This window comes from Streptomyces sp. NPDC054849 (assembly GCF_053610945.1).
The window spans coordinates 1-22,943 of the sequence record NZ_JBSGZI010000088.1 but is presented as its reverse complement, the minus strand read 5'-3'; the positions used below and the strand labels follow the sequence as shown (position 1 = coordinate 22,943).

The following is a 22,943-nucleotide window of genomic DNA, read 5'->3' as shown; positions in this document are numbered from 1 at the left end:
TCTGGATGCGCCCGACCCATAGCGCACGTCCATAGGTCTGGACCAAGCTCGTCGTATGGATCTGGAGCTGAGGCACCTCAAGATCGTCAGGGCCGTCGCCGACGCGGGGAGCCTGACCCGGGCCGCCACCGCGCTCGGCCTCGCACAGCCCGCGCTCAGCACGCAGCTGAAGCGGATCGAGCGGGCGCTGGGCGGGGCGCTGTTCGTCCGCGGGCGGGAGGGCGTACGGGCCACCGCGCTCGGGCAGCTGGTGCTGGAGCGGGCGAGGGTCGTGCTGCCCGCGGTGTGCGAGCTGCAGGAGGAGGCCCTGCGGTTCGCCCGGCAGGGGCCGCAGGGGCACCGGCTCGGCGGGACGCACGGGCCGCTGCTCGGCGGGCTCGTGGACCGGCTCGCCCGCGAGGAGCCCGGCGTACCGGTGACCACGTACACCTCCTGGTCCGAGAGGGAGGTCGCCGGGAGCGTCGCCGACGGCCGCCTGGACTTCGCGCTGGTCGGGGTCTGCGGGGAGAGCGCGCCGCCCGAGCCGGGGCGGCTGGCCTGGATGGAGGTGGCGCGGGATCCGGTGCACGTGATGCTGGCCGAGGACCATCCGCTGGCCCTGGCTCCGCGCGGGGAGATCGACCTGGCAGAGCTGGCCGCCGAGGCGTGGACGGACGTACCGGGCGACGGGTGCTTCGGCGACTGCTTCGCCGCGGCCTGTGTGCGGGCCGGTTTCACGCCCGCGTGCGTGTACGAGACGGACACCGCCTCCTGTGTGCACCTGGTGCAGGTGGGGCGGGCGGTGGGGCTGTGCCGGGCCACGTTTCCGGTGACGCCGGGGGTGGTCACACGACCGCTGGCCGGGAATCCGCTGATGTGGCGGCATCTGCTGGGCTGGCATCCCGCGGGGCGTGCGGCGGGGCGGGCGGTGGCGGTGCTGGGGCATGCGAGGGCTGCGCATGCGGCGGCGCTGGCGAGGTCGGCGGGGGCGTTGCCGGCCGCCCTGCCGTGGCCTGCGGCGTAGGGCTTGTCCGCGGCGCCGTTGCACGGGGCTCCGCCCCGGACCCCGCGCCTCAAACGCCGGCGGGGCTGGGAATGCCTGCGGCGGCCGGATGGATGGATGGCGCCCGGCGCCGTTGCACGGGGCTTCGCTCCGGGAGCCCGCGCCTCAAACGCCGGCGGGGCTGGATTGGGTCGGCCGACGGGGCCGGATTGGTGCAGCCGCCCCCGGCCGGGGCCGGGGGCGGTGGGCAGCGGTTGGGCGCCGGGGCTACTAGGGCAGGTAGCGCTCGATGACCTGCGGGCCCTCCTTCTCGATCAGCTTGCGTGCCTTCTCGACCCGCTCCGGAGTCGGGTCGTGGCCGGTCGCCATCACGAGGTCCTCGGGGTCGTACGGCCGTTCCCCGCCCGTGAAGAGCCGGTCCGACCGCGTGGGCTGCTCGTCGGGTTCACTGACCATCGCGTACCTCCTACGGTTTCCCCTGGCCCCATAGTCCGGCCGCCGTCCCATGAACGCACCTCGGCCGCCGCGGCGCCGCGGGCATAACACCGGGGGAGGGGCCAACCGGCAGCTCCCGCACGCTGGTTCGGATTTCTACGGTTTCCGCAGACCCCCACCGGAAACCGAGGAGATCCCCATGCTCAAGCGACACGCCCGCGCGGCGTGTACCGCCCTGGCCGCCGCCGGGCTGCTGCTGGCCGGGACGAGCGGCGCCACCGCCGACTCCGTCCCGCCCGCCCCCTCGGCGGCGACCACCCTGCGCACCGCCGACGCTCCGCCCGAGCTGCTCGCCGCCATGCAGCGCGACCTCGGCCTGACCCCCACGCAGGCCACGGCACGACTCGCCCACGAGGCCGAGGCGGGGGCCACCGCCGCCCGGCTCCATGCACGGCTCGGCGCCGCCTTCGCCGGGGCCTGGGTGGACGGGGCCGACGCCTCCACCCTCACCGTGGCCACCACCCGGGCCGACGCCGCCGCCGCGATACGGGCCACCGGGGCGCGGGCGCAGCTGGTCACCCGCGCCCTGGCCGACCTGGACACCGCCAAGGCCGCGCTGGACCGGGCCGCCGGCCCCGCGACCCCGGTCCGATACGTAGACCCGCGCGCCAACACCCTGGTCGTCGAGGAGACCGAGGCGGGGGCGGCCGCCGCGCTGCTGTCCGCCACCGGGACCGACGCCGCCCTGGTCACGGTGGTGCGTACGGCCGAGGCCCCGCGCCCGCTGTACGACCTGCGCGGCGGCGACGCGTACTACATGAACGGCAGCGGCCGCTGCTCCGTGGGCTTCCCCGTCACCAGGGGGACCACGCACGGTTTCGCCACCGCCGGACACTGCGGGCGCGCCGGCACCACCACCAGCGGCTTCAACCAGGTCGCGCAGGGCTCCTTCCAGGCCTCGGTGTTCCCCGGCAACGACATGGCCTGGGTGGCCGCGAACGCCCAATGGACCTCGACCCCCGTACGTGAAGGGCAGCGGCGGCGGGAACGTGCAGGTCACGGGCTCGGTACTGCAGCCCGTCGGAGCCTCGGTGTGCCGTTCCGGCTCGACCACCGGCTGGCACTGCGGCACGATCCAGCAGCACAACACCAGCGTCACCTACCCCGAGGGCACCATCTCCGGCGTGACCCGTACGACGGTCTGCGCCGAGCCGGGCGACTCGGGCGGCTCCTACCTCTCCGGGAGCCAGGCCCAGGGCGTCACCTCGGGCGGTTCCGGCAACTGCTCCAGCGGCGGGACCACCTTCTTCCAGCCGCTGAACCCGATCCTGTCGGCGTACGGACTGACCCTGAAGGTCAGCGGCGGCGACCCGGGCCCCGGCCCCGGCGAGCCCGACCCGGGCGGCACCTGGAAGGCGGGCACCGTCTACGCGGCCGGCGCCACCGTCACCCACGGCGGCGCGACCTACCGCTGCGTCCAGGGGCACCAGGCCCAGACGGGCTGGGAGCCGCCGAACGTCCCGGCGCTCTGGCAGAGGGTCTGACAGAGGCCGCCTGAGCCGGGAACCGGTGCCGTGGCTGCCAAGGGGGGAGTCACGGCACCTTCGCATGGGCGCGGGTCAGACGAGGACCGCGGCCAGCGTGCCGAGCGCGCCGAAGACGGTCAGCAGACCGCAGATCGCGAGGTTCACGATCCGGTGTTCCCAGAAGACCGCGACGAACTCCCGGATGGTGGCGCTCGGCCAGTAGTACTTCGCGGTGGGGGAGCCCAGTACCTGCCCGTTGACGCCGGTCTTGCGTGCCAGCATCGCGGCCCGGAAGGCGTGGAAGTTGTTGGTGACCACCACGCACCGGTAGGCCGGATCGTGCGCCTCCATGATCTCCCGGCTGAAGCGCATGTTCTCCTCGGTCGTGGTGGACCGGTCCTCCAGGACGATGTGCTGCGCCGGCACGCCCTGCGCGATCAGCCAGTCCGCCATCGCCCGGGCCTCCGCGACCTTCTCGTCCGAGCCCTTGCCGCCCGAGACGAGCAGCACCGGCGGCCGGCCGCCCCGGGCCAGCTGGCCCTCGTAGATCTGCCGCCCCTTGCGCAGGCGTGAGGCCAGCAGCGGCGGCACGCGGTCCCCGCCGATCAGGCCCGAGCCCAGCAGGACCACGTGGTCGACGTCGCCGCGCACCTTGATCCGCCCGTAGAGGAAGGCGTAGCCGAGGAAGCAGAAGAAGACGAAGGAGACGTAGCCGGCGACCACGGTGAGGGTTCCGGCGATGCCGCCCAGTACGGGGGAGCCGACCACGCCGACGAGGATCAGCAACGCGATCAGCGCGAAGATCGCGAGGCCGGCGAGCATCGACAGCAGGTTGGCCGGCCGCAGTCCCTCCTTGCGGACCATGGTCACGCCGTTGCGGACGAGGAAGACGCCCAGCGCCAGGGTGGCGAACGCGGGTGAGGCGAAGGCCAGGACGACGACCGTGACGGCCGCCCAGGTGGGCAGCTTGCCCACTTGGAGGAAGAGGGCGGAGAAGGCGCTGAGGAAGGTCAGCCCCAGGAGCACGGCGTTGCTGAAGCGGCGCCTGTCCTGTCTGACGCTTATGCAGAACGCGAGGAAAAGCAGGGCGGCAAGGGCGAAGGCGACCATGCCGCCCATCGTAGGTGCCGGGCCTACCGGTGATCGTTGCCGGTTCGGCGCACCGAGCGCCCCGCCAGTACGTCCGTCCGGCGCCCGTCGCGCATGACGAAACGCCCGTCGATCAGGACGTGCGGGATGCCGGTGGGCAGCCTGCGCGGCTGCTCGTACGTGGACCCGGCCGCGACCGTGCCGGGGTCGAAGAGGACGAGGTCGGCGCGGTGCCCCACGCGGACCAGGCCCCGGTCGGGCAGGCGCAGCCGCGCCGCCGGCCGGCCTGCGAGGTGCGCCACACACTCCTCCAGGGAGAGCAGGCCGAGTTCGCGGACGTAGTGGCCGAGGTAGTGCGGGAAGGTGCCGTAGGCGCGCGGGTGCGGCTTCGCGCCCTGGAGGATGCCGTCGGAGCCGCCGGTGTGGACGGGGTGGCGCATGATCGCCCGGACGTTCTCCTCGTGACCGACGTGCTGGAGGACCGCCGGTGCGAGGCGGTCGTCCAGCAGGAGCCGCCGGGCGGTGTCCCAGCCGTCCAGGCGCGTCCCGACGTGGGCGGCGAGGGCGGGATCGGCGACGCCGGAGATTTCGATCGCCGACCAGTCGACGGGGACCCCGTGGCAGCCGTCGGCGCCCTCGGCCTCCAGCGCGTGGCGGATCCGCTCGGCCTGCGTGTCGTCGCGCAGCCGGGCGAGGACCGCCTCCGGGCCGCCCTCGTTCGCCCAACTGGGCAGCAGCGCGACGAGGGTGGTGCAGCCGGGGGTGTACGGGTAGCTGTCGAGGGTGATGTCGGCGCCGTCGGCCAGGGCCGCGTCGAGCAGGGCGAGCAGCTCGGGGGCCCGGCCCTCGTTCTCGCCGAAGTTCATGGTGGCGTGGGCGAGGTGCAGGGCGCAGCCGGCCTCCCGGGTCAGGGCGACCATCTCGGCGTAGGCGGCCAGCGCGCCGCGGCCGTACGAGCGGTGGTGCGGGCAGTAGTAGCCGCCGAAGCGGGCCACCACCCGGCACAGCTCGGTCAGTTCGGCACCGGAGGCGTACATGCCGGGGGTGTAGGTGAGCCCGGAGGACATGCCGACGGCGCCCTGGGCCAGGCCCTCGGCGACGAGCTGCCGCATCCGGTCCAGCTCGGCCGCGGTCGCCGGGCGGTCGTCCCAGCCGAGGGCGAGGGCGCGGACCGTGCCCTGGGGGACGAGGTACGCGGCGTTGACGGCGCAGCCCTGGCCTCCGTGGGCCCGGTCCAGCCGGTCGAGGTACCCGCCGACCGTGCGCCAGTCGAAGTCGACGTCGTCGCCGGGGCCGTTCCAGCCGGCGATCGCGGCCCGGACCTCGGCGAGCGTCCGGTCGTCTGCGGGCGCGTACGACAGGCCGTCCTGGCCGAGGACTTCGAGGGTCACGCCCTGGGCCGCCTTCGCGCTGTGGTCCGGGTCGCGGAGCAGTGCGAGATCGCTGTGGGCGTGCATGTCGACGAAGCCGGGGGCCAGGGCGAGGCCGTGCGCGTCGAGGGTCCGGCGGCCGCCCGGGAGCGCGCCGATCTCGGCGATCCGGCCCTCGTGGACGCCGACGTCGGCGGTGTACGAGGGCCCGCCGGTGCCGTCGACGACGCGGGCCCCCCGGATGACCAGGTCCACCGGTCCGCTCCTAGAAGAAGGTGCGGACGTAGTCGGTGACGGTGCCGTCTGCCTCCACGACCGGGATCAGCGGCCACTTCTCGAAGATCGTGCAGGGGTGGGACATGCCGAGGGCCACCCAGTCGCCGACCTGCACGTCGTCGGCCGAGTCGGTCTCCAGCCAGGCGTGCTGGTCGGACAGTTTGACCACGCGGACGCCGGTGGCGGGGCGTTCGTCGCCGGTGAGTGCGTCGCGGACCAGTTCGGCCTCGGGCAGGCCCAGGTCGTAGGCGATGTCGCGCTTGCCGGCGTTGACGAAGGCCTGGGTGGGAGAGGGGCGCGAGACGACCTGCGTCCACAGGCGGAACGCGGGGCGCAGGCCGCCCTCTTCGGGGTGGCGGTTGAAGGGGGTGAGGCGGGTGTACCAGCCGTGGTCGTGGGAGACGTACGCGCCGGAACGGAGCAGCTTGAGGGTGGGGCGGGAAAGCTCCGGGAGCTCGGCGAAGACGTCGGCGACGGCGTCGAACCAGGCCGAGCCGCCCGCGCTGACCACGATCTCCTCCAGGTCCGGGGCGAACCGGCCCGCCTTGTCGAACTCGACGGCGAGGGCGGTGAGCCGGCGCAGGTACGCGTGGACGCGGGCCGGGTCGGCGTCGGGGACTTCGGCCTCGTAGCCGCCCATGCCGACGAGACGCAGGGTTTCGGTGGCGGCGACCGCGTCGGCGACGGCGCGGCAGTCGTCGTCGGTACGGGCCCCGGTACGGGCTTCCTCGCCGGCGCCGAGCTCGACGACGACGTCGATGCGCGCCGCCCGGCCCTGCAGGGCCCGGTCCATGAGCTGGACCCCGCGCACGGAGTCGACGTAGCAGACGAAGCGGAAGCCGGGGTCGGCGGCGAGTTCGTCGGCGATCCAGTGCAGGGCGGCGGGATCGACGAGCTCGTTGCCGAGGAAGATCCGCTGGATGCCGAAGGCGCGGCAGACGCGGACCTGGTGGGGGACGGCGACGGTGATGCCCCACGCGCCGTGGTCCAGCTGACGGCGGAACAGCTGCGGGGACATGCAGGTCTTGCCGTGCGGCGCGAAGGCGAGGTCGTGGCGGGCGGCGTAGGTGCCGAGGGCGGCGAGGTTGTGCTCCAGCGCGTCCGCGTCGAGGGTCAGGACGGGGGTGGTGAACCCGCCGGTGTACAGGTCCCGTCGCTGGGCGGCGAGCTGCGCGACGGTGAGGCCGTGCGTCTGGGCGTCCGGCGGGAGTCCCTTGAACCGGTGGTCGACCGGCTCGTCGGCGAGGTCCTTGACGGGGTCGCTGGCCATACGGGTGCCTCCGGGAGTTGCGTTGCCTGCAACGGTCGTTGCGTGTGCCGCTGCATGCTGTCTAACATCCCGGGTGACGGGGGGTCAACGTGCAGCGGCCCGGTGCGGCGCCGCTGGAAGATCCGGCCCCGCCGGCGTTTGAGGCGCGGGTCCGGGCGGAGCCCGGGGGCGTCGGCGTGAGCATTGGGATGCGGCTGGTCACCATCCGGCCCCGCCGGCGTTTGAGGCGCGGGTCTGGGGCGGGGCCCGGCAGCGATGCCGCACCAGGGACGACAAGGGAGGCACGGCATGAGCCAGTCGGTGGAGCGGGCGCTGCGGATCCTGCCGCTGCTCGCGAAGGGCCCCGCCGGCCTCGGCGCGGTCGCCGACGAGCTCGGCGTGCACAAGAGCACCGCGCTGCGTCTGCTCCGCACGCTGGACGTGCACGGCTTCGTCTACCGCCGGCCCGACGGCCGCTACCGCCTCGGCGCCCAGCTCTTCACCCTCTCCGCCGAGGCCATCGAGAACCTCGACGTCCGGGAGGTCGCGCACCCCCACCTCGTCGAGCTGAACCAGGCCACCGGCCACACCGTTCACCTCGCCCTGCACCAGGACGACGAGGTCGTGTACGTCGACAAGGTGGACAGCCGCTACCCGGTCCGCATGTACTCCCGCATCGGCAGGCCCGTGCCGCTCACCGTCGCCGCCGTCGCCAAGCTGCTCCTCGCCGACCTGCCCGAGGTCGAGCGACGGGCCCTCGCCGGCCGGATCGAGTACCCCCGCTACACCGCCCGCTCCACCCCGGACGCCGCGGCCTTCCTGCGCGAACTGGACCTCGTACGGGAGCAGGGCTGGGCCACCGACCTCGGTGGGCACGAGGAGTCCGTCAACTGCCTCGGCGCGCCCGTGTACGGGCCGGACGGCCGGGTCGTCGCCGCGCTGTCCGTGTCCGCGCCCGGTGTGGTCCTCTCCGCCGAGGGACTGCTCGCACTGCTGCCGCAGGTCCTCCGTACCGCCGGCGCCGTCAGCCGGGACTATTCAGGAGCACAGGAGAGAACGTGACCGCGAGCACCGCGAGCCCCGGGAAGACCGCCCTCACCCCCGACACCCACACCACCCCGCCCGCGAGGTTCTCGCACGGTGTGCGCAAGGGGAACATCCTCCAGGTCGCCGGCCAGGTCGGCTTCCTCCCGCACGTGGAGGGGCAGCCGCCCACCCCCGCCGGGCCGACGCTGCGTGAGCAGACCCTGCAGACGCTGGAGAACGTCCGCTCCGTCCTGGAGACCGGGGGTGCGGGCTGGGACGACGTGATGATGATCCGCGTCTACCTCACGGACACCGGGCACTTCGCCGAGATGAACGACATCTACAACACCTACTTCGAGGAGCAGGGCCTGAAGGAGGCCCCCGCCGCCCGCACGACGGTGTACGTCGGCCTGCCGGCCGGGCTGCTGATCGAGATCGACGCCCTCGCCGTTCTGGGCTAGGCCGGCTCCCCGCCCGCCGGGCATGCGGGAGGGCGCCCCCCTGGTGGCGGGGCGCCCTCTTCACGCGGGTCCTACGAGCAGTACTGGGCTTCCTTGCCGATCGAGCGGTACATGCAGTCCGCGTTCTCCAGCAGCTGGAGCACCGCGTCCTTGTTGCGTGCGGTCTCGCGGTCGATCACCTCGTCCGGCGGGTAGAAGCCGCCCCCGCCGCTCTCCGGGTACATCTCGAAGGTGTAGGCGAAGATCCTCTGATTGCCCCACAGCCAGTCGTCGATCGTTCCGTCGGTGATGTAGAGGTCACTCGCCTGTTCCGGCGTGTAGCCGTTGCTCGACGCCATGTTGGTGCCGATCTTCTTGTACGCGGCGAGGTCGTCGGCGGTCAGGCCCGGTGCGGTGTCGTTGTAGGTGTAGCCGAAGGGCCACAGCACGAGCTCGCTGTACGTGTGGAAGTCGATGGCGGCCTTGATCTGCTGCTTGCCGCCGATCACCCGGCTGCGGACGAAGTCCGAGACGGCCTTCACCTCGGGCGCCGACTCGGCGGCCGGGCCGCGGTAGGTCTCCGAGCTCTTGCTGCTGCTGGAGCCGCCGCAGCAGCCCCACTTGTAGCCCCAGTTCCGGTTCTCGTCCGTACCGACGTAGGAGGATCCGGAGTTCGGCTGGCGGTTCTTGCGCCAGGAGCGGTAGCGGCCGGTGGCGATGTCGTACTCGCCGCCGTCCGGGTTGAGGTCCGGGATGATCCAGATCTCGCGGCCGTTGACCGCGTTGGTGACCCGGGCGTCGCCGCCGTGCTTGGAGGTGAACTCCTTGAGCAGGTACAGGGCCATCTCGACGGTCAGGTGCTCGCGCGCGTGCTGGTGGGCGGTGAAGAGCACCTCGGGCTCGGCCTCGTCCGTCGCGACGTTGTCGCTGATCTTGATGGCGAAGAGGTCCCGGCCCTCGTAGGACTTTCCGATCACCCGCTTGCTCGCGATCGACGGGTACTGCGCGACGAGCTGATTGATCTCGGCGGTCGCCTCGGCGTAGTTGTGGTACCTCGAGTCCGCCGAGGGGAAGTCCATCGGGCTCGCCGCCATGCCCGGCAGCGAGCGGTCCGGAGGGCCGGGAAGGGCGCTCAGCTTGTAGCCGAGCGCCTTCAGCTCCTTGGCCTGGAGGGTGTCGGCGCTGACCACGACCGTGTGGTCGTCCACCTCGTCGATCGAGACGCCGGTGCGGAGCAGCGCGGTGCGGTCCGCGGCGGTGGACGGACCGTGGATCCGGTACTGGACGATGGCCTCGTCCTGAGTGGCCGTGGACGGCGTGGGCGGTGGTGACGCCGTGGCGCTCACGCCGTAGGCGGGTGCGCCCAGTGCGAGCGCCAGCAGGGCCGCCGTGAGGGCGGCCCTTCGGCGGGTATGGAGCCGCATGCGTTCTCCTGGGTGGGGAGTGTGGGGTAGCCGTGCGGACGCGCTCAGCGTCCTCTCGTGGCATGTCCCGGTCAAGAACCTGAGATGTCGGCCGAACCGATTCCGGCCACCCCACACGTACCGCCTACGGGAGTCCGTGGACCTTGGGACCCACCGAGTTCGACCAAGCACTACCCGCCTTGGCGTCCCAATTGGTGGACCAGGTCATCGCGCCGCGCAGCCCGGGGTAGGTCTTCGACGGCTTGAAAGATCCGCAGTTCGTGCCCCTGGCCAGGCAGTCCAGGGCGTTGTTCACGATGGTCGGCGAGACGTAGCCGCTGCCCGCGCCGCTCGGGGAGGCCGGGACGCCGATGCCCACCTGGGAGGGGTCGAGGCCGCCCTCCAGCTGGATGCAGGCGAGGGCGGTGAGGAAGTCCACCGAGCCCTGGGAGTAGACCTTGCCGTCGCAGCCGTTCATCGAGCCGCTGTTGTAGTACTGCATGTTTACGACGGTGAGGATGTCCTTGATGTTGAGCGCCGTCTTGAAGTAGCCGCCCTGCGGGGACTGCATGTCGATCGTCTGCGGCGCCATGGTGATCACCAGGGACGGGCCCGCCTTCGCGGACAGCGAGCGCAGCGCCTGCGTCATGTAGGTGGGGTTGAGGCCGTTCTCCAGGTCGATGTCGATGCCGGTGAAGCCGTACTCCTGCATCAGGGCGTACGCGGAGTTCGCGAGGTTGTTCGCGGAGGCGGAGTCGTTGACCGTGATGGTCCCCTTCTCGCCGCCGATGGAGAGGATGACCGACGTGCCGGCCGCCTTCTTCGCCGCGATGTCGGCCTTGAACTGGGCGACGGAGTAGCCGCCGAGGCCGGCCGAGTCGAGGTTGAAGGTGATGGCGCCGGGCGTGGTGGTGGCGTCGGCGAAGGAGACGGCGATGATGTCGTACTGCGCGGAGACGTCGGAGATCTTCTGGACGGTCGCGCCGTTGTTGAAGTTCTGCCAGTAGCCGGTCAGGGCGTGCTTGGGGACGGCCGGGTTGGGATTCGGGTTGCCGCCGCCGGTGGTCGTGCCCGTGACCGCCGCGGACCTGGGTCCCTCGCCCGCCGCGTTGTACGCGCTCACCTGGAAGGAGTACGAGGTGGAGGCGGCGAGTCCGGTGATCTGCGCGGAGGCTCCGGACACGGTCTGGACCCGGACGCCGTCCTGATGGACGTGGTAGCCGGTGGCGCCGCTGACCGCGTTCCACGAAAGGGTGAGGCCGTTCGCGCTCTGGCCGGAAACGGCGGTGCCGCCCGGCGCGCCGGGGACCGACGGGCCGGGGTCGGTGCCACCGCCGCCGTCGGGGCCGAAGACACTGAACTCGTCGGCGAAGTAGGCCGGCTGGCCGTACCACCCGTGCGTGTAGACGGTGACCTGGGTGGTGCTCGGACCGGTGGAGAAGGTGGTGGACAGCTTCTGCCAGCCCGAGCCCGAACCGGGGGTCCAGGTGGAGACGTCCTGGGTGCCGGTCCCGCTCGCGCCGAGGTACACGTAGCTGCCCTGGACCTGCGTGCTCAGCGTGTACGTCGAGTTCGGCTTGACTGTGACGGTCTGGCTGCAGCGGGCGTTGTCCTGACCCGACGGGGTGGCTTTGAGGGCGCCCGCTCCGGCGTGGACGGGCGAGGGGACGGAGGCGCCGCTCCCGCCGGTACAGGACCAGTCGGCGAGTCCCGACTCGAAGCCGCCGTTGCGGGCGACGTTGACGTCCACCGCCTGTGCCGTACCGGTGGCGAGGGCGGTCAGGGCGCCTGCGGTGAGGGTGGTGGCGCCCAGGAGGGCGAGGGAACGTATGCGGTTCACGTGGGCTCCGTGGGGGGAGGAAGGTGAAGGCGGGGGCAAGTGGGGCACCCCGGAGCCAAGTTGGTCCAGACCAATCCTTGTGTCAAGCGTCTTTGCAATGTGGCTTGAAATGCTCGGCGGTGCGATCCCTGTTGTCCGGGTTTCCGGTCAGCTGTGACATGTGCTCACGGCACGGGAATTTCCAAGCACCTGCCCTGCCAGGGGTGACGCGGATATGGTGCTGGGGCAAGGGGGAAGGCGTCGATCGTTTGCGGTCGCGCAGCATGTGCACGTACGCGCCGAGCGTGCGCCGAGCATGCGAACGACCGGGGCGCACGGGGTGAATGTGGGGGAACGGGGGAATTCGCGTGCCGACCGCCATCGCTGTCACCAGCACCGATCTGGTACTTCCGGCCCCTGACCGGCACACGCCGGGGGCCGCCGTGCTGCACCCGCCCGAGCAGCTCGACCTGGAAGGTGCGCTCGCCGAGACCGGAGCCCTGCTGGAGCGGCACGGCCACCTCGTGGCCCTCGTACCGCCCTGGCTGCCGCGCTCCACCGTCCAGCGGCTGCACACGGTACGGGCCATTCTGGAAACCGACCGGATCGCGCTCCTCGGCATCGATCTGCCGCCGCTCGGAACCGCCCTGCTGGCCCGTCAGCTGCGCCAGATCAGCGTCTGCGACTTCAGCCCGGGAATCATCGCCTCCGCGGCCCGGCTGCTGTCCCACTACATCTACGCGGGCGCCCTGCTGGGCTCGGTCGCCAAGCTCGACCGCGTCCGGGTCCCGGTCGGACTGGGGGCGCACGCCCGGTCGTGGTCGCCGAGCGCGCAGTTCGCCGTACTCGCCCACCCGACGCCGCACCTGGCGAAGCTCGGCTCCTCCGGCGGGTCCTCCGGCGGGGCGCACGGTGGGGCGCGCGGGCCGGCCGTCATGCCCGCCGGCCCCGGCTTCGCCACGCACCTCACCTTCGCCCGCGGCCAGCTCGCCTCCGACTGGGTGGCGGCCGAACTGGCCCCCGCCTGGCAGGTACAGGGCGTCATGGAGAACCCGTTGCCGGCCGGCTCACCCCGCTGGTGGGGCACCCAGAAGCTCGTCGAATTCGCCGCCGGCATCCCGGACCTCTCCGTGCTCTACCAGCTGGTCGCCTCGGTCCGCCGCGAGGAGTGCCGCTGGTGCGGCCTGGAACTCATCGGCGACCGCTGCGGCTTCTGCGCCGCGCCGCTGAGCGCACCGCTCGACGCGCCGCCGCCACCCGCCAGTACGGCCCGCTCCAGACCCTGACCATCCCGAAGGCACCAACGAACGAAGAACGGCGAGGTTGTAAGGCCCATGAACTCACGCCAGCGCCGCGGCGTCATTCTGCTGCTCCTGTCGGTCCTGTGCGCCCTGGGGGCCTTCGCCGGAGTCCTCGTGGTGATCGGCGACGTCAATTCCAAGGTCGGGGCCGAGGTCGTCGCGTACCGCGCCAAGGGCGACATCCCGCCGTACAGTCCGCTGGCGGCCGGACAGTTCGAGCAGGTCAGGATCCCCGTGCGGTGGCTGTCCGACACCGCCGTCACCGACCTCGGGGCGCTCAAGGACAAGATCGCGCTCACCACCCTGAAGAAGGGCTCGCTGCTCCAGGCGGACATGTTCGTCGACCGGCCGCAGCTCCAGCCCGGTGAACAGGAGATCGCCATCATGATCGACGCGGCGACGGGCGTGGCCGGGAAGATCACCTCCGGAGCCAAGGTCAACATCATCGCCACCTTCAAGGGGGCCAAGGACACCGACCCCTCCCGTTCGGTGATCATCGTCGCCAACGCCCGGGTCCTGGGCGTCGGCAAGCTCACCGCCCTCGACAAGGACAGCGACCGCAAGGGTCCCGCCGAGGCCGTCCCGATCACCTTCGCCCTGAACACCAAGGACACCCAGCGCGTCGCCTACGCCGAGTCCTTCGCGGAGCACGTACGCCTGGCCCTGGTGGCCCCCGGAACCGACTCGGCGCCCAGCCCGAGCGACCGTACGTACACCCTCGACGGGGACAAGTGAGGCGCGCATGACCACCCGAATCCTCCCCGCGGTCGGCGACCCGGACGCCGCGCGCGCCCTCGTGACGTTGCTGAGCCAGCTCCCGTCGGCGGAGCCGGCCGCCCCCGTCGCCGACTCCACGAGCCTCCTCGACCTGCTGGCCCGCCTGGCCGCCGACTCCATCGACGAACTCCCCGAGGTCGTCCTCGTCCACGAGCGGATCGGCCCGGTGCCCGCACTGGAGCTCATCCGGGAGGTCGCCCTGCGCTTCCCGGCGGTGGGCGTGGTCCTGGTCTCCTCGGACGCCGGCCCGGGGCTCTTCTCCGCCGCGATGGACTCGGGCGCGCGCGGGCTGATCGGCCTCCCGCTCTCCTACGAAGAGCTCGCGGCCCGCGTCCAGGCCGCCGCCCAGTGGTCCGTGGGCGTGCGCCGCCATCTGGGGAAGGGAGCCGCCGCCGACGTCTTCACGGGCCCGGGCGGCCGGGTGGTCACGGTCGCCGGAGCCAAGGGCGGGGTGGGCACCACCTTCACAGCCGTACAGTTCGCGCTGGCCGCGGCGGCCTCGGGACGGCGTACCGCACTGGTCGACATGGACCTCCAGGCCGGCGACGTGGGCTCGTACCTCGACGTGCAGTTCCGGCGCTCCATCGCCGACCTCGCCGGGATCCAGGACATCTCCCCGAGGGTCCTCCAGGACGCGGTCTACGACGACCGCACGGGGCTGGCACTGCTGCTCGCCCCCGCCGACGGCGAACGGGGCGAGGAGGTCGACGACCGGGCCGCCCGGCACATCGTCGGAGCCCTGCGCAGCCGCTACGAGCTCGTCGTCATCGACTGCGGCACGCAGGTGACCGGTGCGAACGCGGCGGCGGTGGAGATGGCGGACGTGGCGGTGCTGGTCGCCACCCCGGACGTGGTCGCGGTGCGCGCGGCCAAGCGGATGGTCCGGATGTGGGAACGCCTGCAGGTGCGCAAGGCGGAGGACACGACGATGGTCGTCAACCGCTGGAGCAAGCACACGGAGATCCAGCCGGCCCTGATCGAGAAGATCACCAAGACCCGCGCCACCCGCACCCCGGTCCCCGCGGCCTTCAAGGAACTCCAGGCGGTGGTGGACGCCGGCCGGGTCCAGGACCTGGACAACCGCTCGACGGTGAAGCAGGCCCTGTGGACCCTGGCGGGCGAACTGGGCCTGCTGTCGGCCCCGGACGCCGCCCCTCCCGCCCGCACCCCGGGTGCGGCGGTGGCGGTCCGCTCCGCGGGCCCGGTCTCACGCCTGCGCCGCGGCCGGGAGGGCTGACGCATGCCGTCGCGCAGACCCCGCCGCGGGGACCGGGGGCAGGTGGCGGTCGAGTTCGTGGGCATGGTCCCGCTGATCCTGCTCCTGGTGGCGGCGGTGTGGGAGTGCGTACTGATCGGCTACGCGTTCTCCCTGGCGGGGAACGCGGCGGACGAGGCGGCGCGGGCGGGGGCGGTGACGGGAGATCGCGGCGCCTGTACGGCTGCCGCGGGGGAGCACATCTCGGCCGCATGGGGCATGAGCGCGGAGTGCGGTCCTGCGGGCGACATCTACAAGGCGACCGTGACGCTCAAGATCCCCGTCCTCTACCCCGGGCTCAACTTCGGAGAGATCACCGGCACGGGCGGCGCGGCGATGGAAAAGGAGTGACATGAACCGGAACCGGAAGTGGCGCTCCGACCAGGGCCAAGTAGCCCTGGAGTACATCGGCTTCGTCCCGATCCTGCTGTTCGTCGCACTGTGCGCGATCCAGCTGGGCTGGGTCGCGTACGCCGAGGAACAGGCTGACACGGCGGCGCGCACCGCCGCGCGCGTCGAAGCCCGTTACGGCAAGGGCGGTGAGGCGGCGGGACGGGCCGCGATCAGCGGTGGGCTGGGAGCGAGTGCCGCATTCACCTGGGCCAACTCGCCCGACGCGGTCAGCGTCACCGTCATCCTCACCGCCAACTCCATCGTTCCCGGACTCGACGCCCACAAGGCGTCGGCCACGGCGGTCATGCCCAACGACGACCCAGAGGTGACCGGACCATGAGCCTGCGTTCCCGGGTCAACACCCCCGACGACCGCCACAGCCCCCGCGAGGACGGCCGCCTGGTCTCCTCCTACCGCGCCAAGCTGCTGGAGGAGATCGACCTCGCCGAGATGTCCGCGCTCGCGCCCGCCGAGCGCCGGGCGCGGCTGGAGCGCGTACTCGGCCACATCATCAGCCGTGAAGGGCCCGTCCTCTCCACGGTCGAGCGCGCGCAGCTGATCCGCCGGGTCGTCGACGAGGCCCTGGGGCTCGGCGTGCTCGAACCGCTCCTCGAAGACGCCTCGATCTCCGAGATCATGGTCAACGGCCCCGACCAGATCTTCGTCGAGCGCGCCGGCCGCGTCGAGCAGCTCCCCATCCGCTTCGCCTCGCACGAACAGCTGATGCAGACCATCGAGCGCATCGTCTCCACCGTCAACCGCCGCGTGGACGAGGCCAATCCGATGGTGGACGCCCGCCTGCCCAGCGGCGAGCGCGTCAACGTCATCATCCCGCCGCTCTCCCTGACCGGTGCGACGCTCACCATCCGCCGCTTCCCGCGTGCCTTCACCCTGCACGAGATGATCGCCCTCGGCTCGCTCGACGAGCAGATGCTGCTCCTGCTCTCCGGCCTCGTCGCGGCGAAGATGAACGTGATCGTCTCCGGCGCCACCGGTACCGGCAAGACGACCCTCCTGAACGCCCTCTCCGGCCTGATTCCGGAGGGCGAGCGCATCATCACCATCGAGGACTCCGCCGAACTCCAGCTCCAGCAGGCGCACGTGATCCGCCTCGAGTCCCGCCCGGCGAACGTCGAGGGCAAGGGCCAGATCACCATCCGCGACCTCGTACGGAACTCACTTCGCATGCGTCCCGACCGCATCATCGTCGGCGAGGTCCGCGGCGGCGAGACCCTCGACATGCTCCAGGCGATGTCCACCGGTCACGACGGCTCCCTGGCCACCGTCCACGCCAACAGCTCCTCGGACGCGCTCATGCGCCTGCAGACGCTGGCCTCCATGTCGGAGGTCGAGATTCCCTTCGAAGCCCTCCAGGACCAGATCAACAGCGCCGTCAACGTCATCGTCCAGCTCACCCGCTTCGGCGACGGATCACGCCGCATCACGGAGATCTCCATCCTGGAATCGCACGGCCGGGAGCCCTTCCGCATCACGACGGTCTGCCGCTTCGCCGCCCAGCCGATAGGGGCGGACGGGCGCGTGCACGGCTACTTCGCGTACTACCCGCTGCCGCGCCGGATCGCGGAACGCCTCTACATGAACAACCAGCCGATCCCGCAGGCCTTCGGGGTCGCCCTGCCGGACGACCCCCTCACCACCCCGCACATCTCCCGGACCGCCCTGTGAACCCACTCATCCTCCTCACCCTCGGCGCCACCCTGCTGGCCTGCGTGCTCGTCGTCGCCGGACTCCAGGCGTACGTCGCCGGGCGCGCCCAGCGTGCCGCCCTCATCGAGCGCCTCTCGGCGAGCGGCGTGCCGGAGCCCCTGGGCCGGCGGCGCCGCTTCCGGGGCGTCGACCGGCGGCTGCGCCGCACGAAGCTCGGCCGCCGCATCGAGCTGAAGCTGGCGACCACCGGCCTGGACCTCACGCCGGGCGAGTTCTTCGTCTACATGCTCGGGTCCGTCGCGGGCGTCTGGCTCATCGCGTCCTCCCTCCTCGCGCCGTTCTTCGGGCCGGTGGCGGGGGCGATCGGCGTCTGGGCGGCGAACGCCTTCCTCAACTGGCAGCGGACGCGCCGTACGGAACGGTTCATCAACCAGCTCCCCGACCTGGCCCGCATCCTGGCCAACGCCACCCAGGCCGGGCTGGCCCTGCGTACGGCCATCGCCATCGCGGCCGAGGAGCTGGAGGCCCCGGCGGGCGAGGAGCTCTCGCGCGTCGCCGACCGCCTCGCCGTGGGCCACTCCATCGAGGAGTCCTTGGGTGAACTCACCGAACGCCTCCCCTCCCGCGAGCTGGTCGTCCTCGTCTCCACCCTGGTCCTGTCGGCCCGCGCGGGCGGCGCGATCGTGGACAGCCTGCGCAACCTCACGGTGACGCTGGAGCAGCGCAAGGAGACCCGCCGCGAGATCCGCACGCAGCTGTCCCAGGTGACGGTGACGGCGTACCTGGTGCCGTCCATCGGACTCGGCTCGCTGCTGCTCGTCGACATGATGATGCCGGGCGCCCTGGACCGGATGACGGGCGCGTTCCTCGGCCAGACGGCCGTCCTCATCGCGCTCGGCCTCTTCGCTCTGGGCTTCCTCCTCATCCGCCGCCTGTCGAAGATCGACGTCTGAGGGGGACGACAGGACGATGACCGGACTTCTTCTCGCACTCGCCGTGGCCCTCTCGGTCCTCGGCGCCTTCCACGGCATCCGCCTCTACCGCGCGGACGTGAAGCTGCCCACGGACCTCGCCCTGGCCCTGGAGGTCGGAGCCACCCGCACGACGGCGGTCGGCTCCCTCGTCGACCGCATGGGCATCCGCTGGGCGCCCCTGGTCCTGAGCGCGATGGGCCCGGCCAGGGTCGCCCGCAAGCGCCGTCAGATCGACATGGCGGGCAACCCGGCCGGCCTGACCATCGACCGGTACGCGGCGCGGCGGGCGGTGTACGGCGCCCTGGGCGCCGCGGGCGCCTTCTCCATGCTGATCAACGGCCAGCTGGTCGCCGCCCTGCTCATGGTGGCCTTCGGCCTGTTCTGGATCGAGGCCGGCCTGTGGTCGGCGATCCGGATCCGCCGCGACCACATCGAGCGGACGCTGCCCGACTTCCTGGACGTCCTCGCCGTGGTGGTGAGCGCGGGGCTCGGCTTCCGGCAGGCGCTGGACCGGGTGGCGGACAAGTACGAGGGCCCGTGGGCGGACGAGATCCGCATCACGCTCCAGCAGATGGACATGGGCGTCAGCCGCCGGCAGGCCTTCGACGAGCTGCGCCGCCGCAATGACTCGGAGCAGGTCGCGCAATTCGTGACGGCCCTCCAGCAGGGCGAGGAACTCGGCTCCCCCATCGTGGACACGCTGATCGCGATCGCCGAGGACATGCGCCGTACGGACGCCCAGAACGCCCGTCGCCGTGCGGCCAGGGCCGTCCCGAAGGCGACGTTCGCCGTGACGATGTTCATGCTGCCGGGCACGCTCATCCTCCTGGTGTGCGGCTTCGTCTACGGCGCGAACGTCGACTTCGGCGCCCTGTTCGGGGGTGGCTGAGCCATGGCCCGGCTGAGTGTGCTCATCGCCGACGGCAACCCGGTCATCAGGGCGGGCCTGGCGGCCATCCTGGGCACGGCCGGGGACCTCGACGTCATAGCCCAGGCGGCGGACGGCCGCGAAGCACTGAGCCTGACCCGCCGGCACGCCCCGGACGTGATCCTGCTGGACGTCCGGATGCCGGGGGTGGACGGGATCTCGGCCCTGCCGCACCTGGTGCAGCTGGCGCCGGTACTGATGCTGACGTACAGCAGGGAAGCAGACGTCGTGCGTGAGGCGTTGCTGCTGGGCGCCGGGGGCTACCTCGTGCACGGCGAGTTCACGACGGACGAGCTGCTCAGGGCGGTCCACGACGCCCCACTGGGCCGCCCCCACTTCACCCCGACGGCGGCGAGCGCACTCCTCGCGGAGCTCCGGTCCTCTTCGCATCCGCAACGAACTGTGGCACAGTCTTCTGAGCGGATGCACAACTCTGTTGTCTTCGGGCTGAGTTCCCGAGAGGTGGAGATCATGGATCTGATCGCGTCCGGGATGAGCAATCAGCAGATCGCCGCGGCCTGCTTCATCAGCGAGAAGACGGTCAAGAACCACATCAACCGCATCTTCGCGAAACTCCGGAGCGCCACGCGCAGCGAGGCGATAGCCCGCTGGCTGGGAACCGCCCGTCCAGGAGTGACCGGTCATGGGTAGACGGAGTGCGCAGTGGGTCCGTAATTGGGTCCCGGGACCCTTGGTCACGACTGGTGACTCGCCGTACCGTCCGCAGATCGACACCGGTACCGGCCCGGGAGGGAACCCCCATGTCACAGAACACGCTGCTGAAGGTCGCCGTGGAGGCGCGCATCAGGGTGAACGGGTGGGCGGACACGGCCGCGACGAGGCTCCGCAGGCGTCACGCGGGGAGCGACCGCGGCCAGACCGCGTTCGAATACCTGGGCATCATTTTGGTGGTCATCGTGATCGTTGGAGCGATTGTTGGTTCCGGCGTCGGATCGGAGATCACCAAGCGGATCAAGCAAGCGGTGACGGACATCAAAGCGGGCTAGTGGATATCCAGGGGAAGCCCGGGCGTGACCGAGGGCAGGCGTTTCCGATCTACGTGGTGATGGTGGCGGGCTTGCTCTTCGCGGCGCTTGCTCTTTTCGTCATTGGCCAGGCAGCGGTCACGCGCAGCGATGCCCAGGGGGCCGCGGATGCGGCGGCCTTGGCCGCTGGGCGTGAGGCCAGGGACAAGGTACTGCTCGGGCTCGACCTTGCCGCAGTGCAGCCTGCGGACTGGAAGAAGATCGTCGATGGGGATTTGCTCAAAGTCGGTGAGGCCTGCGCGGCGGCGGAAGCCTTCGCGGCGAGGAACGACGCAGAGGTATCGGGATGCGAGCCCTCTCTCCCGAGATTCACCGTCAGGGTGGAGACCAGGGGGACAGTGGGAGAGTCCGTGATTCCTGAGACCGGCAGCATGCATGGCACCGCAACGGCCACGGCTTTGATTGAGCCGAAGTGCCGCCTGGGCGCGGTTCCCACAGCTCCCGTTCCGAGCTCCACACCCACAACTCCCGAGGGCGGCTCTCCCGCCCCTACGCCGCCTCCGGCAACCGTGAACTTCACATGCGACGGCGAGCTCGTCAAACTCGATCCGCTTAAGCCGGGCTCGCTCAGCGCCCTGACCAGGAAGCTGTTCGGCGTGCGACTCGTGGACTGACAGGAAACCAGAGACAAGGAAGCGTTCATAGATGAGCATTCGGCGCATGGTGAAGGTCCGTGGGGGAGTGGCCGTTGCAGGTGCGGCGGTCATAGCCCTCACGTTGGCCGGGTGTGGCGGGGATGGCGACAGCAATAAGTCGAAGGACCCGCAGAAGTCCTCAACGCCCCAAGCTCAGGGAGCGGGATCTCAGGACGCGGCTCCGGCTACAGGCCAGAGCTCGGATGCCACTGAGGTGCTTGCCACGCTCAATGGACAGGCTGGCATGACCCTGACGATCAACTCGGCGCGGAGAGACCCGGGTGGATTCCTCACCGTCACTGGTCAGATCAAGAACACGGGTAGCCAGTCATATAAGGACACGGTTGCCTGGCGTGGCATCGAACTCAAGGGGACTGGCGAATCGGTCGCCGGCGCAACGCTGGTCGACAAGGCAGGCAAGAAGCGCTACTACGTCCTTCGTGACACTGAGTCCAGGTGCCTGTGCACGACAGGTGTTTCCAGCGTAGACGCCGGCCAAGTGATCCCCTTCTTTGCCCAGTTTCCCGCACCACCGACTTCTACCAATGAGGTGGAGTTCAGCCTCCCGACCTTTGCCACGGCCGCTGTCAAAATCTCTGGGTGACCCCATGATCACACGTCAGCAAGTAGCCGCAACTGCCATAGCATCAGCGCTTGTTGTTGCCGGAGGGCATCTCGTCGGGGCGAGCACCGCGTACGCCGATGACGTCAAGCCGTCCGTACCCCCCGGCACCGAGCCCTCCGCCTCCGCCCCCGTCGCCATCGACTCCAACTCCCCCGGCCTCAAGATCCCGCAGGGTGGGACCCTCGCACCCGTCAAGGTGCTCGACATCGCCGAGGTCGTCGAAGACCTCGGCGGGGAGCAGCGGCGGCAGGAGACCAACCAGACCGTCATGATGGCCCTGCAGTCGGAGGTGCTGTTCCCCGAGAACAGCGCCGTGTTCAACGCGCAGGCCGCCGCCCGGATCCAGGCCATCGCCAACGAGATCAACACGCAGAAGGCGACCCGCATCCGAGTCTTCGGGTTCACCGACGACCAGGGCAGCTACGAGCACGGCAAGGAACTCTCCAAGCAGCGCGCCGACGCCGTGCAGGCCGAGCTGGCCAAGACCGTCACCAACCCCAGCGTCGTCTTCGACGTGCGCGGTTACAGCGAGGACTACCCGATCGCCGACAACAGCACCGAGGAGGGCCGCAAGAAGAACCGCCGCGTCGAGATCACCTTCCCCCGCAGCGCGGGCGGCTAGCCAGTTCCCGGTCCACACTCCGGCGGCCGCCGAACCACCCGGGCGCAGCGGGAACACCTGTGCACGGTGCCAGAGCGGGCCCAGATCAACCGCTACCGAATAGGGGCGGAAGGGGACGGCAGCAGCGACATCGCCGTCGCGGGAGCCTGGTACTTCACCGACACCGCCGACGCCTTCCGACGGAGGCTCCGGTACATCAAGGCGGGCGAGCCGGCCATCTGCCGCCGACTGAGCCCGGCCGTGGCTCACGAGGCCGCGGCCCACGGTTCCGGCTGCGCGATCCACGGCAACGACCGGACGTCCCTGGCGATAGGGAACGTTCCCGGCGGTGCGTCACACTCCCGCACGGCCGTGGCCCGCCGACTGCGGCGGCTGCGCGTGCAGGGGCACCTCGTGCTCGTATCCCGCGTACGGCCGCGCGTCGCCGACTTCGAGTCCTGACGCTGCTGTCATGCGGTGTAAACCACCCGCAGGCCGCCCTCGGATGCCGGGACGGCTGGGGGATCAGATCACAGAGGCGAACACGGTTCGGGCGGCGGCGCCTGGTGCAGCGGCCCTTGCGGTTGGATGCCGGGCGGAGTCTGGACGTGTCCGTCCCGCCACCACGTCGATCGCTCCGGCTGACCGTCTACGACGGCCACGCGCCCCATGTGCACCCCCGGCGCGCTGCTCACTGCGCGGCCCGACGGCATGCAGTGCTGCGGCAGACGGCCGCCGCGGTGGGGTGTCGTGCGGCGGGAGCCGGGGGCTTCGGGGGAGGCCCTCGGGCCTGGCGGCGGGACGTGGGGCTCCACCCCTCAACGCCGAGGCAGGGGCACGCAACGCCGGTGCGGCCGCGTTTGCGGTACGCCGGCCCAGAAGCAACCTTGGGGCCGTCCCGATCTGACGCGGCATCTGAAAGGCTCGTGACGGCAGCGGTTGGTTTGTCATAAGTGGGTTACAGGTGGTGGGTTCCCGGTTGCAGATGCGACGTGAGTTGATGAAACTAGTCATACTTTCGGTCGTTGGAGTGTGCGGGGGAGGAGTGGGATGAAGTTCGACATGGGGACGCAGGTTCTGACGAACCTGATGTCGGGGTCGCGTAATTCGAATACGGATCTGGGG

The 22,943-nt window shown here is 71.1% G+C and carries 23 protein-coding genes and 1 pseudogene; 18 read left to right on the top strand and 6 right to left on the bottom strand.

Annotated elements, in window-relative coordinates; all coding sequences use genetic code 11:
• Positions 1-55 precede the first annotated feature (55 nt).
• Entirely contained in the window at positions 56-1,003 is a 948-nt protein-coding gene (locus ACWGIF_RS29285) for a LysR substrate-binding domain-containing protein (protein ID WP_453501963.1), read from the top strand.
• 249 nt (positions 1,004-1,252) lie between these two features.
• Here ACWGIF_RS29285 and ACWGIF_RS29280 read toward each other — a convergent pair whose 3' ends face one another.
• Entirely contained in the window at positions 1,253-1,438 is a 186-nt protein-coding gene (locus ACWGIF_RS29280; protein WP_030034983.1) for a hypothetical protein, read from the bottom strand.
• Positions 1,439-1,616: 178 nt separating this feature from the next.
• On the opposite strand from ACWGIF_RS29280, the pseudogene ACWGIF_RS29275 reads away from it, so the two are divergent.
• A pseudogene (locus tag ACWGIF_RS29275) lies at positions 1,617-2,961 on the top strand (carbohydrate-binding protein).
• 75 nt (positions 2,962-3,036) lie between these two features.
• Here ACWGIF_RS29275 and ACWGIF_RS29270 read toward each other — a convergent pair.
• Genes ACWGIF_RS29270 through ACWGIF_RS29260 form a run of 3 tightly spaced genes read right to left on the bottom strand, consistent with a single transcriptional unit; the run spans position 3,037 to position 6,948 of the window.
• On the bottom strand, positions 3,037-4,053 hold the full coding sequence (locus ACWGIF_RS29270; protein WP_453501961.1) for a YdcF family protein: 1,017 nt from the start codon (positions 4,051-4,053) through the stop codon (positions 3,037-3,039).
• A 23-nt stretch (positions 4,054-4,076) separates the two neighbouring features.
• Entirely contained in the window at positions 4,077-5,657 is a 1,581-nt protein-coding gene (locus ACWGIF_RS29265) for an N-acyl-D-amino-acid deacylase family protein (protein ID WP_453501960.1), read from the bottom strand.
• Between the two features lie 10 nt (positions 5,658-5,667).
• Positions 5,668-6,948 carry an amino acid deaminase gene (locus tag ACWGIF_RS29260; RefSeq protein ID WP_453501959.1) on the bottom strand — a complete coding sequence of 427 codons (1,281 nt, stop codon included), beginning with the start codon at positions 6,946-6,948 and terminating at the stop codon, positions 5,668-5,670.
• Between the two features lie 288 nt (positions 6,949-7,236).
• Here ACWGIF_RS29260 and ACWGIF_RS29255 point away from each other — a divergent pair, with 288 nt between their 5' ends.
• Positions 7,237-7,989 (top strand): IclR family transcriptional regulator, encoded by a 753-nt coding sequence (locus ACWGIF_RS29255; protein WP_453501957.1) that lies wholly within the window; start codon positions 7,237-7,239, stop codon positions 7,987-7,989.
• Positions 7,986-8,414: a RidA family protein gene (locus ACWGIF_RS29250; RefSeq protein WP_453501956.1), complete on the top strand. Its 429-nt coding sequence runs from the start codon at positions 7,986-7,988 to the stop codon at positions 8,412-8,414. The genes ACWGIF_RS29255 and ACWGIF_RS29250 overlap by 4 nt, the downstream gene beginning before the upstream one ends.
• A gap of 71 nt (positions 8,415-8,485) precedes the next feature.
• Here ACWGIF_RS29250 and ACWGIF_RS29245 read toward each other — a convergent pair whose 3' ends face one another.
• Together ACWGIF_RS29245 and ACWGIF_RS29240 are read right to left on the bottom strand one after the other, a co-directional pair.
• Positions 8,486-9,817: a M14 family metallopeptidase gene (locus tag ACWGIF_RS29245; protein WP_453501955.1), complete on the bottom strand. Its 1,332-nt coding sequence runs from the start codon at positions 9,815-9,817 to the stop codon at positions 8,486-8,488.
• A 124-nt stretch (positions 9,818-9,941) separates the two neighbouring features.
• Complete coding sequence (locus tag ACWGIF_RS29240) at positions 9,942-11,636, bottom strand: chitinase (protein ID WP_453501953.1); 1,695 nt, start codon at positions 11,634-11,636, stop codon at positions 9,942-9,944.
• A gap of 347 nt (positions 11,637-11,983) precedes the next feature.
• On the opposite strand from ACWGIF_RS29240, the gene ACWGIF_RS29235 reads away from it, so the two are divergent.
• From ACWGIF_RS29235 to ACWGIF_RS29170, 14 genes are all read left to right on the top strand, one after another.
• Complete coding sequence (locus tag ACWGIF_RS29235; protein ID WP_453501951.1) at positions 11,984-12,901, top strand: hypothetical protein; 918 nt, start codon at positions 11,984-11,986, stop codon at positions 12,899-12,901.
• Between the two features lie 48 nt (positions 12,902-12,949).
• A complete protein-coding gene (gene cpaB, locus ACWGIF_RS29230; RefSeq protein ID WP_453501949.1) occupies positions 12,950-13,651 on the top strand; it encodes a Flp pilus assembly protein CpaB in 702 nt (233 codons plus the stop codon).
• Positions 13,652-13,658: 7 nt separating this feature from the next.
• Complete coding sequence (locus ACWGIF_RS29225) at positions 13,659-14,930, top strand: AAA family ATPase (RefSeq protein ID WP_453501947.1); 1,272 nt, start codon at positions 13,659-13,661, stop codon at positions 14,928-14,930.
• Between the two features lie 3 nt (positions 14,931-14,933).
• Positions 14,934-15,299 (top strand): TadE/TadG family type IV pilus assembly protein, encoded by a 366-nt coding sequence (locus ACWGIF_RS29220; protein ID WP_453501945.1) that lies wholly within the window; start codon positions 14,934-14,936, stop codon positions 15,297-15,299.
• Between the two features lies 1 nt (position 15,300).
• Complete coding sequence (locus ACWGIF_RS29215) at positions 15,301-15,681, top strand: TadE/TadG family type IV pilus assembly protein (protein ID WP_453501944.1); 381 nt, start codon at positions 15,301-15,303, stop codon at positions 15,679-15,681.
• Complete coding sequence (locus ACWGIF_RS29210) at positions 15,678-17,027, top strand: CpaF family protein (protein WP_453501943.1); 1,350 nt, start codon at positions 15,678-15,680, stop codon at positions 17,025-17,027. Before ACWGIF_RS29215 ends, ACWGIF_RS29210 begins: the two co-directional genes overlap by 4 nt.
• Positions 17,024-17,962, top strand: a complete 939-nt coding sequence (locus tag ACWGIF_RS29205; protein ID WP_453501941.1) for a type II secretion system F family protein — start codon at positions 17,024-17,026, stop codon at positions 17,960-17,962. Before ACWGIF_RS29210 ends, ACWGIF_RS29205 begins: the two co-directional genes overlap by 4 nt.
• Before the next feature lie 16 nt (positions 17,963-17,978).
• A complete protein-coding gene (locus tag ACWGIF_RS29200) occupies positions 17,979-18,872 on the top strand; it encodes a DUF5936 domain-containing protein (protein ID WP_453501939.1) in 894 nt (297 codons plus the stop codon).
• A 3-nt stretch (positions 18,873-18,875) separates the two neighbouring features.
• The gene (locus ACWGIF_RS29195) at positions 18,876-19,562 is read left to right on the top strand and encodes a response regulator (protein WP_453501938.1); all 687 of its coding nucleotides are present in this window, start codon (positions 18,876-18,878) and stop codon (positions 19,560-19,562) included.
• 110 nt (positions 19,563-19,672) lie between these two features.
• Positions 19,673-19,918, top strand: coding sequence for a hypothetical protein (locus ACWGIF_RS29190; RefSeq protein WP_453501936.1), 246 nt, complete (start codon positions 19,673-19,675; stop codon positions 19,916-19,918).
• Complete coding sequence (locus ACWGIF_RS29185; RefSeq protein ID WP_453501935.1) at positions 19,918-20,571, top strand: pilus assembly protein TadG-related protein; 654 nt, start codon at positions 19,918-19,920, stop codon at positions 20,569-20,571. Before ACWGIF_RS29190 ends, ACWGIF_RS29185 begins: the two co-directional genes overlap by 1 nt.
• A 31-nt stretch (positions 20,572-20,602) precedes the next feature.
• The gene (locus ACWGIF_RS29180) at positions 20,603-21,196 is read left to right on the top strand and encodes a hypothetical protein (protein ID WP_453501933.1); all 594 of its coding nucleotides are present in this window, start codon (positions 20,603-20,605) and stop codon (positions 21,194-21,196) included.
• 4 nt (positions 21,197-21,200) lie between these two features.
• Positions 21,201-21,839, top strand: a complete 639-nt coding sequence (locus ACWGIF_RS29175) for an OmpA family protein (protein WP_453501931.1) — start codon at positions 21,201-21,203, stop codon at positions 21,837-21,839.
• 66 nt (positions 21,840-21,905) lie between these two features.
• Entirely contained in the window at positions 21,906-22,280 is a 375-nt protein-coding gene (locus tag ACWGIF_RS29170; RefSeq protein WP_453501929.1) for a hypothetical protein, read from the top strand.
• Positions 22,281-22,943: the final 663 nt, after the last annotated feature.